Source organism: Aminobacterium sp., assembly GCF_034926885.1.
GTDB lineage: Bacteria > Synergistota > Synergistia > Synergistales > Aminobacteriaceae > Aminobacterium.
Map to the genome: position 1 here is coordinate 1 of NZ_JAYFQR010000018.1, position 15170 is coordinate 15170.

The 15170-nt window shown below is 41.6% G+C and carries 15 protein-coding genes and 1 riboswitch; of the genes, 4 read left to right on the forward strand and 11 right to left on the reverse strand.

Going from position 1 to position 15170, the window contains the following annotated elements; all coding sequences use genetic code 11:
• Positions 1 to 70 precede the first annotated feature (70 nt).
• The 11 genes from VB083_RS08145 to VB083_RS08195 all read right to left on the reverse strand — a co-directional run bounded on the left by VB083_RS08145 (position 71) and on the right by VB083_RS08195 (position 11077).
• Positions 71 to 757: a hypothetical protein gene (locus VB083_RS08145; RefSeq protein ID WP_213690257.1), complete on the reverse strand. Its 687-nt coding sequence runs from the start codon at positions 755 to 757 to the stop codon at positions 71 to 73.
• 19 nt (positions 758 to 776) lie between these two features.
• A complete protein-coding gene (locus VB083_RS08150) occupies positions 777 to 1508 on the reverse strand; it encodes a DUF5058 family protein (RefSeq protein ID WP_213695789.1) in 732 nt (243 codons plus the stop codon).
• A 624-nt stretch (positions 1509 to 2132) separates the two neighbouring features.
• The gene (locus VB083_RS08155; RefSeq protein WP_213691337.1) at positions 2133 to 3002 is read right to left on the reverse strand and encodes an acetamidase/formamidase family protein; all 870 of its coding nucleotides are present in this window, start codon (positions 3000 to 3002) and stop codon (positions 2133 to 2135) included.
• The gene (locus VB083_RS08160) at positions 2977 to 4020 is read right to left on the reverse strand and encodes a branched-chain amino acid ABC transporter permease (RefSeq protein ID WP_213691336.1); all 1044 of its coding nucleotides are present in this window, start codon (positions 4018 to 4020) and stop codon (positions 2977 to 2979) included. Before VB083_RS08160 ends, VB083_RS08155 begins: the two co-directional genes overlap by 26 nt.
• A gap of 12 nt (positions 4021 to 4032) precedes the next feature.
• Positions 4033 to 4935 carry a branched-chain amino acid ABC transporter permease gene (locus VB083_RS08165; RefSeq protein WP_213691335.1) on the reverse strand — a complete coding sequence of 301 codons (903 nt, stop codon included), beginning with the start codon at positions 4933 to 4935 and terminating at the stop codon, positions 4033 to 4035.
• A 3-nt stretch (positions 4936 to 4938) separates the two neighbouring features.
• Entirely contained in the window at positions 4939 to 5646 is a 708-nt protein-coding gene (locus tag VB083_RS08170) for an ABC transporter ATP-binding protein (RefSeq protein WP_323401949.1), read from the reverse strand.
• A complete protein-coding gene (locus VB083_RS08175) occupies positions 5640 to 6443 on the reverse strand; it encodes an ABC transporter ATP-binding protein (protein WP_213695788.1) in 804 nt (267 codons plus the stop codon). Before VB083_RS08175 ends, VB083_RS08170 begins: the two co-directional genes overlap by 7 nt.
• Positions 6444 to 6516: 73 nt before the next feature.
• Entirely contained in the window at positions 6517 to 7740 is a 1224-nt protein-coding gene (locus tag VB083_RS08180) for an ABC transporter substrate-binding protein (RefSeq protein ID WP_213691332.1), read from the reverse strand.
• Between the two features lie 514 nt (positions 7741 to 8254).
• Positions 8255 to 8782 (reverse strand): folate family ECF transporter S component, encoded by a 528-nt coding sequence (locus VB083_RS08185; RefSeq protein WP_213695787.1) that lies wholly within the window; start codon positions 8780 to 8782, stop codon positions 8255 to 8257.
• A 68-nt stretch (positions 8783 to 8850) separates the two neighbouring features.
• Positions 8851 to 8948: riboswitch (THF riboswitch) on the reverse strand.
• Positions 8949 to 8982: 34 nt separating this feature from the next.
• Positions 8983 to 9687 carry an aspartate/glutamate racemase family protein gene (locus VB083_RS08190; protein ID WP_213691330.1) on the reverse strand — a complete coding sequence of 235 codons (705 nt, stop codon included), beginning with the start codon at positions 9685 to 9687 and terminating at the stop codon, positions 8983 to 8985.
• Between the two features lie 250 nt (positions 9688 to 9937).
• Positions 9938 to 11077, reverse strand: a complete 1140-nt coding sequence (locus VB083_RS08195) for a metallophosphoesterase (RefSeq protein WP_323401950.1) — start codon at positions 11075 to 11077, stop codon at positions 9938 to 9940.
• A 168-nt stretch (positions 11078 to 11245) separates the two neighbouring features.
• Here VB083_RS08195 and VB083_RS08200 point away from each other — a divergent pair, with 168 nt between their 5' ends.
• The 4 genes from VB083_RS08200 to dctP all read left to right on the forward strand — a co-directional run bounded on the left by VB083_RS08200 (position 11246) and on the right by dctP (position 15094).
• A complete protein-coding gene (locus VB083_RS08200; RefSeq protein WP_213691328.1) occupies positions 11246 to 12040 on the forward strand; it encodes an IclR family transcriptional regulator in 795 nt (264 codons plus the stop codon).
• A gap of 19 nt (positions 12041 to 12059) precedes the next feature.
• Positions 12060 to 12662 carry a TRAP transporter small permease gene (locus VB083_RS08205; protein WP_213691327.1) on the forward strand — a complete coding sequence of 201 codons (603 nt, stop codon included), beginning with the start codon at positions 12060 to 12062 and terminating at the stop codon, positions 12660 to 12662.
• Entirely contained in the window at positions 12662 to 13963 is a 1302-nt protein-coding gene (locus VB083_RS08210; protein ID WP_213691326.1) for a TRAP transporter large permease, read from the forward strand. The genes VB083_RS08205 and VB083_RS08210 overlap by 1 nt, the downstream gene beginning before the upstream one ends.
• 93 nt (positions 13964 to 14056) lie before the next feature.
• A complete protein-coding gene (gene dctP, locus VB083_RS08215; RefSeq protein WP_213691325.1) occupies positions 14057 to 15094 on the forward strand; it encodes a TRAP transporter substrate-binding protein DctP in 1038 nt (345 codons plus the stop codon).
• Positions 15095 to 15170 lie beyond the last annotated feature (76 nt).

The window sequence follows — 15170 nt, forward strand, 5'->3', positions numbered from 1 at the left end:
ACAAAAGGCAACGAAAGAATCGCAGCGCTGCATCCTTCAAGGATGCGGCGCTGCGGTTGATGTTTAATTCCTAAAGCAGGCCCTTCTTGTAGAGAAGACGGCCTACTGCTATCGTTCCAAAAACGGAAGCAACGATAACAATCCAAGTCTGAGTCAAGAAACCGAGACCAATTTTAGGCGCTACTATATAAATAAGCAGAGGAATAGCAATTCCAGCGACTGCCAATTTGGGATATTTCAGGGTGAACTGTCCAAAAACAGCACCGAAGATAGCGGCTACAGTGTACTGTTTAAAGGCGATAGCGATAGGTTCGGGGAAGACAGCCAAAAGAGCTGTACCAGCAATAGCTGCCAACGTTGTGAAGAAAAGGTTGGTAACAACAGAACCGGTAAGCCCCAATGTAGAAACTATTTCAGCCTCAGGCGAACCGGCTTCTACGCCAACAACTTCCTGAGCTACTGCGGAACAAGGAACACGAAGGTTACCGATATTTCCGCTCAAGAAGGAAATATATGTTCCTGTCAGACCGAGAATAGGATAGTATGAAACAGGTTCAACAACATAAAAAGCGCCGAAGATAGCTGCAATCATGCCCCATGACTTCAATGCCACAGAAACGGGTGGAAATGCTCCGTAACGTAAATAGAGATAGATATTTGGCAAGAAGCACATTAATGTCGGGATAATAACAGTGATAAAACCAATTTTAACTGCTGGTTTTTTCCATATATTTTCAAATTCGTCGTGAGATACCATAATGAGATCCCTCCTTCAACTAAACAAGAATGACGGCTACAGCCATTCCGATAAGCATGGCTATTCCGAGAGTATACTCTCTGAGCCAGGTCAGTTTCTTGGCAAGGCAAAGCATTAAGACCATACCGAGAAGACCGCCGATGGCTGCATAAAGAGGGCCGCCGCCACCAACAGTACCAGCCTGGAGGCCCTTGAATCCAGCCATGATATTTCTGGAATTGAGGAATCCGAAGCAACCGAGCATGGCTCCACCAGAAACGATGGCAAGCCATTTGGCATCTCCACCGCCGATTTTTTCTCGAAGGCCTTCGAGCTTATGTGTAAACAGGGCTGTAACAAGAAGCCAGCCTGTTCCATTAATGGTCATGGTCCACCAAGAGGTAGCCAGGGCCTGAATATCATAATCTGCAGAACCGAATTTAACACCGAGAGCCTCAGCTCCAACTGTTGCAGCGGTGAGCTCTGTGGGAGCAGCACCGATAATGGAAAGACGAAGCCATGTGATAGGTCCACCAACAACGGACATCATACCAACCATAACGATAAAAACGGCAATAGAAGGACCAATAGCTGAAATGGCACCAGCACGAAGGCCCTGAACACATTTTTCTTTTGGAAAACCGATTCTCTCGGCTGTACTAAAAGAAAGGCGTATGTACAGAAGAGACTGAATAAGAACTATAACTACGATTGCGATGGCTATGGCCCATACGACCCAGTCATTCGCTGCGCGGAGTACTGCTTCCGGCATACTAACACCCCCATAGGATAATGTTTGAAAAGAAATATGAATCAAAAATTACGCATACTACGTGTGATCTGTTACAAAATAGCAATGACAAGATATTTTATTCACATATCAGGCGACAATCACCCCCCTCACTATCCTCTCTCCGTTTAAAGTACGAAGGCATGAACACAGACAACCTGCGGTTTTACATGGCGCAAAACCTTCACAGTTTAGGGAATATCGATCAAAAGCGACTTTAATTGGGAACACAGCCTGGGGAACACTTGCTTAAGAGGCACTACTTTCTGAAGAGGCTCTTCTCTCTTAACACATAGAACTCTCTCAACAAAAACCTCTTTACATGGAAAACAAACCTCATCGATCGCCCGTATTAAAAATAGACTGTGTAAAACTCATTTTTCTAAGCTCTACATTCAGTGACGGGAACAGTATAAGTAAAGGGGGATAGGCTGTCAAGAATATTATATTTATGAATATTTTGTAAAAAATGTGCATTTTTTGCTTTTTTAAACATTATTCTCTATACGTTTTTTTCTCAATGCAATGGATATGCTGAAAAAGTCTCACATCAGCCATATTTGCATACAAAAACATAACAGCCGATGTGAGACCTAATTAGCCTTTTTATTTACAAATTTTTACTTTTACTGTTTTGAGAGGATTGACTACCTGACTGATAGAAAGATCACAGGCTACACTGGCATACATATATGCTTGCGCCCACGATAAATTTTTAAGCTTCATTATAAAGGGAACTGCTTCTTTGAGAGCCCTCTGAATAGCTACTTCCAGAGTTTCCCCACTTGCCAAGATAAAGAAAGCCTCTTCATTTTCTAATACAGGGGTTGCCTGGTTAACTCTTTTTTCCAGATCAATGCTCAAAGTCACTTCTCCTCGTATTTCCACTCCTGTGCCACAGACTTCTCCATCTGCCATAATGGCATGAAGGTCTCCCAAGGCCAATTTAGCCCCTGGAACAAAGACAGGCAAGCGCAGAGTTGCGCCTTCCGTCATTTGAATAGTATCAAGATTACCGCCATGCACACCAGGAATTCCACAGGCAATTTCCTCTTTTTCAGGAGCAACACCAATAACTCCAATCATTGGGCGAAGAGGCAATTCCATGCCGCAAAAAAATCCTTTCCTGTCAGAGACCGGAACAATTTCTGTATGACTCTCAACTACATCGCCACCTAAAGGTCCCCAGCCCGGAAACACTTCTACAACTCCCTGTTTATCAAGAGTTATTTTATCAATATGAATTTTTAAAACATCGCCAGGCTCTGCATCTTCAATCCAAAGAGGGCCTGTCGCCGGATTGACAATAGAATAATCAAAATCACTTGAAAGCTTTTGATCTGGTCGGGTAATCTTATGGCTGAAACAATCTTCTGTTTCAAAAACAACCTGACTTCCTGCCTTAACAGACGCCACAGCTTCGTTAGCATTCGACATGGCATAAACAACTTTATCCCTTGATATTCGAATTACCATTACTGTTACCCTCCTTTTTGGAAAAACATATAAAGCTGCCAATTTCTCTTCCATTCATAAGACCACGAGGTTTAAATATCATAATAACAATAAGCAAAAGAGCCATAAATACATTCACGAAGCCGAAAATAGGCGGAACGGTACACCCTAAAAAAGTGAAACCTTCCTGCACAGGGGCTAGAAGTTCCGTTCCAATGGTGAGTATGGCTGCGCCAATAAGTGGACCTGAAAGAGTACCGATTCCACCAATAGCAAGCATTGCTACAACCTGGAAAACATAAACAAGGCTAAAAGCTTTGGGATTCATGGTCAACACTAAGTGAACCCATAAAGAAGCTCCTATACCTGTGATAAAGCTTCCTATCGCAAATGAAATGATTTTGTATTTAACAACTGGAACTCCCATAACACTTGCTAATTGCTGATCTTTAGAAATCGCTATAAGTCCTCGGCCGAATCGAGAATGGACAAGCCTATGAATAGCATAAATGACGAGCAGTAGAATTCCATACGCCCACCATATGTTCGTATAGGCAGGAATATTGCGAAGCCCCATGTCTCCATGGGTAATTCCCCTAAGGTTCTCCGCCAGGTTTCCCATCACTATATTAATTCCCATAGATGCCAATATAAAGTACTGCCCTTCAAGCCTAAAAGCTGGAAGAAGCAAAATGATACTTGCAACAACAGCCAATAACCCGGCAATAACTAAGGCCAAAGGGAAGGCGACCTGAAGTTGCTCAAGCCATAGAGGCAAATGAAGCACTGCCTTTTTATAGGCTGGAGGAAGAGTCATCAATGCCGTAGCATAACCAGCAACCATCATGGTTCCGCCAAAACCTAGAGAAAAGATATTTGTATATCCATTTGTCACGTTAACACCTAAAGCTACAATTGATGTAATAGCAAAAAGGATAACAAGACGCAAATAGTACCCTCGTAAAAAAGTATTAGCCAGAAAAAGCAAAATAGCCAAACACAATAGAGAACCAATAAGAGTATATGTTTTCTTATTCATCTCGTCTGCCTCCTATTGGATTTTCACGTTTGGTCGGAAGAGACCAGACGGTTTTATAAAAAGGATGATAAAAAGCAATGCCCACACAAAAAGAGGACGAACAGCCGACCAGGCAGGAGGAAGAAAGGCAACAAACAATATCTCCCCCAAACCAATGATATATCCGCTGATAGCTGCCCCAGGAACGTTTCCGATTCCTCCTAAAACTGCCGCTATAAAACCATTTAGGCCGATAAGATAGCCCATGCTCGGATTAACGATACCAAAACTGATACCATATGAAACGGCAGAAATACCAGCCAGGGCAGAACCTATAATGAAAGCCAGTAATACTACAGTTTTGCTATTGACGCCAACGAGCTGAGCAGCAGTAGGATCGTAGGCAACAGCACGCATAGCGGTTCCGATTCGGGAGTATTTTATAAAGAGGGTAACGACAACCAGCAATATAAGCGTTACTGCCAAGATAAGAAGATCCTTAACATTTAAAAAGAGTCCACTTTCTGTAATAATTATTCCTTCAAGATATTCTGGCGTCGGGAAAGCCCTCCGTCCATCCCCAAAAATCATGACAAAAAGATTCCGTAACCCTAATGAGGCTCCAAAGGAAGCGATAAAAACGGTTAAAACTTCAGGGTTCTTTTTAAGGCACGGATCATAAACCAACTTTTCAATGAGAAGACCTATAAGAACGGATCCACCAACAGCCCCAAGAAGCCCTGTCCAGAAACTGGCTCCCGAAAAGCTCACCAAGAGATATGAACAAAAAGCACCAATCATAAAGATTTCTCCGTGGGCGAAGTTAATGAGCCCTAAAATACCGTAGATCATGGTGTAGCCAATGGCAAGAAGCGCCAAGATACTGCCGTATGAAAGACCATTGATTAGCTGTTGAAGAAAGTAAAGAACATTCATTGGCTATTTCACCCCCAAATAGGTCTGTTCAATATACGAATCTTTTTCGAGCTCAGAACTTTTTCCGCAGAGACGTATCTGTCCACTCTCCATCACATAGGCACGAGAAGATATTTCAAGGGCAAGACGAACATTTTGCTCAACAAGCAGAATAGAAGTACCCTCATGACTTATTTCCTCTATCTTTTCGTAAATCTGATCAACTACAACAGGGGCAAGTCCTAATGAGGGTTCATCAAGAAGCAGCAGACTTGGTTTTGACATAATAGCCCGACCGATAGCCAGCATCTGCTGTTCTCCTCCACTAAGAGATTCCGCCAACTGGTCACGCCTCTCCCAAAGCTTGGGGAAAAGGCTGTATACCCACTCTAGTTGCTCTTTATAGAGTTGCTTTCCATGTATGAGATACCCGCCCATTTTTAGATTTTCATAGACGGAGAGGTTTCCAAAAACGTTTCGTCCTTCAGGCGAACAACAAATCCCCAAATTTACAATCTGATACGCCGGTATTTGAGAAATATCTTTTTCCTTATACGTTACCAAGCCTTGCTTTATTGGAAGCTGTCCTGTAACACAACGAATCGTCGTCGTCTTTCCTGCTCCGTTGGGACCAACGAGAGCCACAACTTCTCCAGCATCAACATACAACTCTATACCATGAAGCACTTCCGCTTTCCCATATCCCGCAACGACATTTTTGATCTTTAACATACCTCTTCCCCCTTTTCAGCCTGAACAGCCTGTTTTTTCCATGCTTTCTGTCCGAGGTATGCTGTAATTACTTCTTCGTTGTTTTGTATTTCCGACGGAATTCCCTCTGCAATAAGAGCTCCCTGATTCATGACAAGAATACGTTCACTCATTCCCATAACAACTTTCATATTGTGCTCTACAATAATGATTCCCATTTGAGAATGCTCGTGAATTGACTGTATGATCTCTATAATCTCGTCTGTTTCCGTAGGATTTAAGCCTGCGGCCGGTTCGTCCAACAAAAGAACTTGTGGTTTAAAGAGAAGAGCCCTGGCCAACTCGGCCTTTTTTTGAACGCCATAAGGTAAATCATCAACTGAAATAGAGGCATGGTCTTCCATATGAAGCATAGCCAGAGTCTGAAATATGGATTCTTCTATTTCTTTCTCCTCTTTCTTATAACGAGAGGAAAAGAAAAAAGCATCTTTATAACCATAATCAAGAGAAACGTGAAAGGCTATTTTCATATTTTCTAAAAGAGAAAGTCCCTTCATTAGCCTCAAATTTTGAAAGGTACGAACAATTCCATGTGATGTAATCACATGGGGAGCTTTGTTCGTCAAATTTTTCCCTTCTAAGGTAACACTCCCTGATGTTGCTTTGATAACACCAGTTAGCAAATTAAAAACTGTCGTCTTTCCTGCCCCATTAGGACCAATGAGGCCCAGAAGCTCTTTTTTATTCAGCGAAAAGCTTAGATTATTAACAGCACAGAGTCCGCCAAAGCTTTTTGTCAAATTATCAACTTTCAGCATAGTATCAGCTCCAAACGTAGTAATATGTGCAGAGAACGCACAAAGCGCCCTCTGCACTACGGACCCTTATAACTTACAGTTCCTCTGGATAGAGTATGCCCTTATAAACCCGCTGGCCGTTCTTAAACTCTTTAAAGACAACAGGTTTTAGTGGCACGCGCGGATACTCCACCATGGAAGGATCTGGATAGGAAATAGGCATTGTGGTTGTTGTAAACTTATGGTTTTGAATGGTATCTCTCAAAGCAACACGCTGCTCTTCAAGAGACATAGCATCCCATTTTTCTTTTCCTATTACTTCAATAGATTCAATCATCATCTGAACAGCATCGAATCCGAGACACTCGAATGCGCCTGGTTCACTGTCATATTCAGCTCTATAGGCTTCAACAAACTTCTTGGCATTCTCTGTAAGGGGATACTCAGCCGCAAAGTGAGTAGAAACAAGGGCGCCTTCTATAGAAGGACCACCGACTTCAATAACAGACTGGTCATCTGCGCCATCGGTAAGAACGATAGGAAGTTTGATTCCTAACTTATCAGCCTGTTTCGCAATGATAGGACCATCCTGGGGAAAAGGAGGAGTAATGACAATCCCATCAATTTTTTCTTTTTGTACTTTCATCTTTAAACGGGTAAGTTGAGCCATAAAATTTACGTCGCCTGTCTGGTAAATTTCCTGATGGGCTATAGCCTTTTCATCACCTACGTATGCTTTAAAAGATTCCATAAAAAAATTGGACAAATCTGTGCTGTAGGCACTGGCATTGTCCCAGATAACAGCCACTTTTTTCCATCCCAGAGTATCGACACAATATTTAGCAACAGCCTGTCCTTGATAATTATCTCCAAAAGGAGTCATAAAAATAAAATCTCCGATTCGAGGTATGGTGGGTGTGGTCGCCGTTCCATCAAGAAAAACAGTTTTACCCTCTTGAAAAATGGGACCAGCTGCAGAAACAAGCGAATCGTCAGTCAATCCGCAGGCAGCAATTACCCCAACTTCTTCAACCAATCTTATGGAAGCATTTGATATGACAGTAGGGTCACTCTGCCCATCGATATTCTTCAGATCTACACTATGCCCGACTACGCCACCACGTTCATTTGCCAACTTTACAGCAAGTTGGCTTCCACGAAGACCCGCCTGACCTAATGGCGCCGCTACACCAACCTGGCTCCAAATTGACCCAATGATAATCGATTCATTCTCTGCAAAGGCTTCTGGCACACAGATAAAACAAAAGATAAAAGCAAAACATACCACCATAAACTGAAAAACTCTTGAATGCTTCATAGACAAAGCACCTCCATAAAATAATATATACAACGATACACACCCTCTCATAAAAACAGGGAGTATAAAGCTCTATGGAACAAGCTTCTGCACAAAATACGAAAGCTTCTATTAAATTGAATTACAATAAATGCAACTGTTGAAAAAGATAAATGCTAAATAAATTGATTAAGGGGGAAACTATCTAGTTATTGTTGATGTTGATGTGCACGTGCACGTGCATGAAGAAATACTTGATGAAGTGGTACCTGATGAAAGGGTAATACCAGAAAAGGATAAACGTTCGAGAAACTGTATTTCATTTCTTTGGAGGAACACATTGCAACCCGCTATATCATTGTGCCTCATTGGGAAGACCTCTCTTTCAGATGTGAATTTATTTTTATATATTTTAAGAGTTTAAATTTATTAATAAGAGGATTATAAAGTGGATCTCCGTTTTGTCAAATCATTGCAGAAAAAAGTGGTCAGTTTTTAATATCTAATCTTCTGACCACTTTGGTTTGTACACGCTTTAGAAGGCAAGAGTAAGACGTTTCGCGATCCCTCTAACGAACATGGCATAAAGAGGTACTTGAATTACTTGTGCCTGTATTTGAGCTGGAATCGTCGTCAGAAAGGGTATTCCGTAAAGCATGTGTAAAAAATATGGAACGAGAAGAACAGACGTTATAAACTGTCCAATTCCTATAGCAATTAGCAATTGCCAGAAATGATACTGCCCTCTACTTTTAAAAATCTTTAAAATAAGAGCTGGAATAATCCCCGTCAAAGCAGCTGTCAGAGTGAAATGAGGCATGTAGGCTCCCATGGGATTGATCCAGAATCCGACAAAATCTCCAACGGCACCTACTACCCCTCCCGATTTCGCACCAAAATAGTAACCTGCCAAAATAACAGGTACAGCGCCAAAACCTATACGAATTGTTTCGATGCCAGCAATTGGAATTCGTATGCTTGCCATTCGCGTCAATACAATATTCAAGGCGATAAGAAGGGAAAAACAGACAATTTCCTGCACAGAAAAACGACTCTTTTGCATAAAAAAACCTCCTACGATATGGGCAGTTCTGCCACATCATAGGAGATTTTATTTTCTGCTATCGACGTGACAGCGAACGCGGAGCTTCACCGCAAGTTCTTTTGAACTTTTCGTCTCAAGGCAACGTCCCATCCTTAAGCACTTCACGCAAAGCCCCTACTCTGCCTTATTTTCTTGTTCAGCATATTATAGCATCAGTTCTATTTATAAAGGCATCTCAGACACGCTTCAGTAAGCGCTCCCAAACTCGAAACCATACCTTCTTCTGGTAAATCGGAAGCATCGTAAGCCAAAGGCAACTCAGTACACGCTGCAACAATAGGAACCTCTCGCTCCTTCCACAGCTTCTCTACAACTCCTTGCAATAACGTACCGGCTTCTCTTAAACGATTCGCCTTTACCAAAACAATACTCTCCTGAACTTTTGCCTGATCTTCATCTGTTGGAAATAGAAACGGATAACCAACTTTCTCAGCATATCGCTCGTACATCCCACTCTGCTTTGTTCCACTAGTTGCCAAAAGCCAGGCTCCTTCAGGACTTTTTTCTGCTGCCAATCCAACAGTTGCCTCAATTATATGTATTAAGGGAACAGGTAACTCTTGACGAAATCTGTCAATAAAATAATGAGCCGTATTACATGGAACAGCTAATATATCAGATCCCCAATCAGCTAAGGTACGTAATCCTTCTTTCAATACTGGAGTAGGATCTTCCCCCTTCCCAAGAATGGCACTACTGCGATCAGGAATTTGAGGATTTGAAAGCACATATAATTTAGGGTGTTCCTGGTCGCATGCAGCTGGTGCTTTAACTGCAAGAAGCCTCAAGAATTCTGCTGTTGCCGCTGGCCCCATCCCGCCAAGGATTCCAAGAACTTTAGAAGGTTTCTTTGAAGAACTCATTTGGTCACGTCCTTATCTTTCAAGTTTGTAACAACTTTGGATATTATACCTGCGAAAACCACGAACAAAACCCATAAATACGTAGTTTAGCTGAGAGAAACTACCGTAAAAGTAACGGATGTACTTTGGTGCTGTCAGTGTAATATATAGTCGCACAGTAACACAATAGTTTTAATCCTCCTGTTGTGTGTGCCCTATGAGTTAATAAATCTCCCTTTTTTGCAGAGGCCCACCCCCCAAGGGCCTCTGATTATTTTTTGTCTTTCTTTCGAAAAATATCAATAATGGCAACTTCAGACGATGTCAAAAAACGCATTGGAGGTCCCCATGTTCCTGAACCACTGGAAACCCAAAGGGAGCCCCCTCCAGGCAAAGAATGAAATCCCGCATGCATAGGATAAACTATTCTCGTAATGAGTGTGAAAGGCCATATTTGCCCTCCATGCACATGACCAGACAGCTGCATATCATAAAGATGCATCGTTTCTTGCATAATAACCGGTCGATGTTTTAAAAACAGACGAAAGCGATCGAAAGGAAGAGCAGAAAGAATATCCCTTTCAGAAAAAGGAAGAATCTCTTCAACCATTTTCATGTCAGGATCATCAATACCTGCTAAAATGACGGGCCCTACATCTACCGCTTGATTTCGAAGCATACGAAAACCACACGCCTCAATAAAAGATATTGCCTGGTCAAGCCCAGCGTAAACTTCGTGATTTCCTGTTACCGCATATTTCCCAAGAGGGGGTGTCAGACGACTAAAAAGTTCAACTTCTTTCTCTCGTCCATTCATTATGCCGTCTACAAAATCGCCTGTGCAAACCACAAGATCAGGATTGGCTTCCTCAATAACTTCAACAATTTTAAGCAACTGTTCTTCACGAACAAGAAGGCCAAGATGAATATCAGAAATGTGGACAATACGAAGAACCGGCCATTCAGAGGGCAATTTCCATGTTTCCATTTCCATATGCAGAGGATGAATAGTGAGGGCCTGTCTATACGCAAAAAGACTGCAAACAAAAGCTATCAATATCACCATGCAAGAAATGAATCTACCTGCAAAATCACTAAGATTTATTCCTAATATCCAAAAAATAAATCGCAGCACAGAAAAAAAGAGGAAAATACAGAAGGCAAAAAAGACAAATCCCATCCACACATAACTAATGAGAGCAAGCCAATGACGAATCTCACTGTATCCTTCTCCCTCCCATATTCTGAGAAATAAAGGAGACAAAACCATAAGCACTCCCCATAAGAAGCTTGCTGAAATTAAACCGAAATCACGAATACGAAAAGCACGAATGAGTGAAGAAAGGGTAACCCAGGTCATTCCTCCATAAATGCTTAAATAAAGAGCAACAACTAGCCACAGACGAATCATAGAACTCCTCCCCAAAGGAACTCAAAAAACATATGGGCCTCGAGATTATGCAGAATTTTACAAATATTTATATTGACACAATTATCTGCATAATATAGTATCTCTACAATACAGAATTTTGTTTACTATGGCAAAATTCTTTTTTGCATATCAAAGGGGGGTGAATCATTGACAAAGGAAAAAAGAAATCAATCTGTATTTTCTGTCATCAAAGCTTTTCAGATTTTAGAGCTACTAAATCAAAAGGGCTCTTTAACCATCTCTCAGATTCACTCCACTCTTCACTTCAATAAAAGCACTATATCCAGACTACTAAACACTCTTACTGAACTTGGCTATACACAAAAAATATCTCGTAATGCTGGCTATGTTAACACATTAAAACTTTTTGAAATGGGGAACAGAGAAGTCGAACGGTTAGGAGTGCGACGAATGGCACAACCATATTTGAAACATTTAGCCTGCGAAACAAAAGAAACCATAAACCTGGCTGTTTTATCTGGAATGCACTTAATATACATAGATAAAATTGAAAGCCCCGATGCCATCAGAGTAGGGTATGGTTCAAGCAAGAGAATACCTGCCTATTGCACGGGGCTAGGAAAAGCTATTCTGGCTTTTATGTCTAAAGAAAAACAAGAAAAACTGCTTGTAAACGCTGAATTCGTTCGTTTTACTCCCACGACAATCACTTCTCAAAAATTATTTAAAAAAGACCTCGACGAAACAAAGAAACGTGGTTACGCCTATGACAACTGCGAATATGAAGAGGGCTTAGCGTGTGTTGCTGCTCCAATAATAAATGCAGGAGGAGAAGTTATTGCCTCTATAAGTATTGCATATCCACGTGCTCGATATGTAAATAACCCTGAAGAAGAACAACGATTTGCCCATTTAATTTGTACTGCCGCCCGGTCCTTATCTCTCGACCTGAGCTATATGGGAGACAATCTTATTTTTTAAAAGGAGGCGTGGGAAAGAAATGAGAGGGGTATTTTATTTTATTTGGTTTATTTTGGGGAAAATACAACGTTACATCATGGTTTTAACATCTCTTGTTCTCGTCGGCCTCGTCATTACACAAGTTCTATTGCGTTATATTTTTAAACTGCCAATTATGGGAATTGAAGAGCTTGCCTGTTTGGTCGGCTTCTGGATGTATATGACTGGGGCCGCTAATGGTTCAAGAGAAAGAAGCCATATTCAAGCTGATTTGCTTCACGTTCTCATTAAAAATTCTCGCGCTTTTGCCTGGGCCAAAACTTTTACATCCACTCTCGTCACTATTCTCGCATTTATCATGACATCTTGGGCATGGAACTATGTTTCATGGTCTTTTAAAAGCTGGGAACGCTCTCCTGCCTTAATGATTCCCATGATTTTTGCACAAGCAAGTCTTTTGATCAGCGCATCGCTCATGAGTTTTTATTTTTTAATCATAACCATCGATTTCGCGCGCCGTGCATTAGGAAAGCCCCCGCTATGTCTCCCTAACGAAAATTATGACTGGCAGGCCTTTAAAAAAGAAATTGCTATGGAAAACAACCTTGACAGTAATTTCTGTGAAAAGGAGGAAACATACTAATGCACATCATAATAGACCTGCTTATTCTTATAGTAACGATCATTATTGGTATTCCTGTTCCCTTCTGTTTTATGGCTGCAGCTCTTTATATGGGGCTTGTCTTTTTCCCCGATTTCTCCTTTTTAATGACAGTGGGATTCAGAGGTCTTAATTCGCTAACGTTACTCTCCATTCCCTTTTTCATAATGGCCGGAGCCCTCATGGGATCTGCTGGAATAGCCGAAAGGTTAACTAACTTTGCCAATTCAATGCTTGGGCGTATCAGAGGTGGAATGGGAGCCGCTACAATCGTAGCTTGTGCAATATTTGGAGCCATTTCCGGAACAGCATCCTCCGCTGTCGCCTGTATTGGAACAATAATGATTCCGCGATTAGAAGAATTAGGCTATCCAAGACAATACAGCACAGCCATGGTCAGTTGTTCTGCCGTTCTTGGGCAACTTATACCACCGAGTGTCCCCATGATTCTTTATGGCTGGGTTACTCAACAATCAGTAGCTGCTTGCTTCTTATCAACAGTGGTTCCGGGTATCCTCACCATGACCCTTTTCTGTATTATCAACTATTTCATGTGTAAGAAATTTCCCAATCTGCAAGTTAAAGGTAAGGTTCCACGAAAAGAACGCAATCAGGAAATTTTCATAGCAACGAAACGTGGATTCTGGAGTTTACTCATGCCTTTCATTATATTGGGAGGTATATATGGCGGCATTACAACACCTACCGAATCTGCAGCAGTTGCCGTTCTTTATGCCATCATCGTTGGGTTCTTTATTCATAGGGAACTTAACAAAAACATCTTAAGTGATGCCCTCCATTCCTCTGCAACTACGAGCGGCGTTATTATTCTTATGCTCTTCTTCGTCACCATACTTGGACGCCTCTATACAATGCAACGTGTCCCCATGCTCATTGCAGACTTTCTTCTCGGTGTTTCTGATAATAAATACGTTATTTTGTTCATGGTCAATATTTTCCTCATCATCATAGGAATGCTTATGGACGATTTGAGCGGAACAATGCTCGTCGCTCCCCTTCTCATGCCTCTCATGCTGAAAATCGGGGTCCATCCTATACACTTTGCAGCAATACTGGGAACCAACCTCGGGCTGGGGAACGTTACGCCTCCAACAGCTCCCATCCTTTATCTTGGCGGTCGTATAGGAGGAGTCAACATCGATGAATATATTAAGCCAGCTCTCATTTTCATGATCTTCGGATCTGTACCCATCGTTCTCCTTACAACATATTTTCCCGAACTCTCTATGTTCCTGCCTAAATTAATTATGGGAATTAAATAAAGGAGGTGGTTGCTCTCTGTATAGGGCATAAAAAGATTCTAACGCGGCTCGTAACCAATAGGCAATTTCACAAGATGAAACGGAGGTGCGATTATGGCCCACAGGAAACGTTGGTGTCTTCTTTTCGTTTTACTATTTGTCGTTGCCACTATCTTTACAGTTTACACGCAACAAGCTGAAGCAGCCAAACCTAAATATCGTTGGCGCATGGCCCAGGTTCACCCAGTAGACAGTGATTTTGACATTCGCGCAAAAGAATTTGCAAGAAAGGTTTCAGAAAGGACAAATGGCCAGATTCAAATTGATGTTTTTTCTGGCGGCGTTCTCGGAGATTGGACAGAAACTTTTGAAATGCTCATGCGGGGAACAATAGAACTCAACATGGCCCAAGCCAATGCTAACTTCGATCCCAAACTCAATCTTGCATACTACTTCCCATACATCGTCAAAGACATTGAAGAAGCAAAGAAAGTATATGGACCAGATGGATGGGCTTTCGACATTATTAAAGACCTCTGGGCAGAACATAACATAAAAGCTCTAGCCGTCATGCCTATAGGGATGTCTGGTGTATCTCTGAAAACAAAACCTGCAAATTATGCAGATCCATCAGAAAGCAAAGGCATGAAAGTCAGAGTAATGCCAATAAAACCCTGCGAGGCAACATATGAAGCTTTAGGATATATTCCTACCCCCATACCCTATGCAGAAGCTTATAGTGCTATTCAGACAGGAATAGCAGATGGGCAGATGGGAGGACCTCCCTTCCAGGCCTGGCAGTTCAAAGACGTCAATAAAGTATGGATTCAGTACAACGATTACTTTGAATCGTGGTGGGTAGCCATCAATATGGATGTATGGAATAAATTAACTCCCGAAGAACAGGAAATTTTACAACAAGCGGCCAATGAAGAGTCTGTTATTCGTTGGGAAAACGTAGCTAAAGAAGACGAAGAATACCGTCAAAAGCTAAAAAACGAATACGGCTGGGAAATCGTTATGTTAACGCCGGAAGAATTAGATACATGTGCTACTGCGATAAGAGAAAAAGTTTGGCCTGAAATGGAAGAACTTGTAGGTAAAGAAATAATGGATCGTGTTTATGAGGGATCAGGAGTTTCTCGTAAGTAGAAATCCGTAACCCCATTTTAACAAGAGAGCTTTACAGTGAAATATAGACTGTAAAGCTCTCTAAAACATATATAAG

What these genes read in the sequence shown, in the direction of transcription:
- VB083_RS08145 (WP_213690257.1), bottom strand. Translation starts at nt 757, where the DNA reads ATGGTATCTCACGACGAATTTGAAAATATATGGAAAAAACCAGCAGTT.
- VB083_RS08150 (WP_213695789.1), bottom strand. Translation starts at nt 1,508, where the DNA reads ATGCCGGAAGCAGTACTCCGCGCAGCGAATGACTGGGTCGTATGGGCC.
- VB083_RS08155 (WP_213691337.1), bottom strand. Translation starts at nt 3,002, where the DNA reads ATGGTAATTCGAATATCAAGGGATAAAGTTGTTTATGCCATGTCGAAT.
- VB083_RS08160 (WP_213691336.1), bottom strand. Translation starts at nt 4,020, where the DNA reads ATGAATAAGAAAACATATACTCTTATTGGTTCTCTATTGTGTTTGGCT.
- VB083_RS08165 (WP_213691335.1), bottom strand. Translation starts at nt 4,935, where the DNA reads ATGAATGTTCTTTACTTTCTTCAACAGCTAATCAATGGTCTTTCATAC.
- VB083_RS08170 (WP_323401949.1), bottom strand. Translation starts at nt 5,646, where the DNA reads ATGTTAAAGATCAAAAATGTCGTTGCGGGATATGGGAAAGCGGAAGTG.
- VB083_RS08175 (WP_213695788.1), bottom strand. Translation starts at nt 6,443, where the DNA reads ATGCTGAAAGTTGATAATTTGACAAAAAGCTTTGGCGGACTCTGTGCT.
- VB083_RS08180 (WP_213691332.1), bottom strand. Translation starts at nt 7,740, where the DNA reads ATGAAGCATTCAAGAGTTTTTCAGTTTATGGTGGTATGTTTTGCTTTT.
- VB083_RS08185 (WP_213695787.1), bottom strand. Translation starts at nt 8,782, where the DNA reads ATGCAAAAGAGTCGTTTTTCTGTGCAGGAAATTGTCTGTTTTTCCCTT.
- VB083_RS08190 (WP_213691330.1), bottom strand. Translation starts at nt 9,687, where the DNA reads ATGAGTTCTTCAAAGAAACCTTCTAAAGTTCTTGGAATCCTTGGCGGG.
- VB083_RS08195 (WP_323401950.1), bottom strand. Translation starts at nt 11,077, where the DNA reads ATGATTCGTCTGTGGCTAGTTGTTGCTCTTTATTTAAGCATTTATGGA.
- VB083_RS08205 (WP_213691327.1), top strand. Translation starts at nt 12,060, where the DNA reads ATGAGAGGGGTATTTTATTTTATTTGGTTTATTTTGGGGAAAATACAA.
- VB083_RS08210 (WP_213691326.1), top strand. Translation starts at nt 12,662, where the DNA reads ATGCACATCATAATAGACCTGCTTATTCTTATAGTAACGATCATTATT.
- dctP (WP_213691325.1), top strand. Translation starts at nt 14,057, where the DNA reads ATGGCCCACAGGAAACGTTGGTGTCTTCTTTTCGTTTTACTATTTGTC.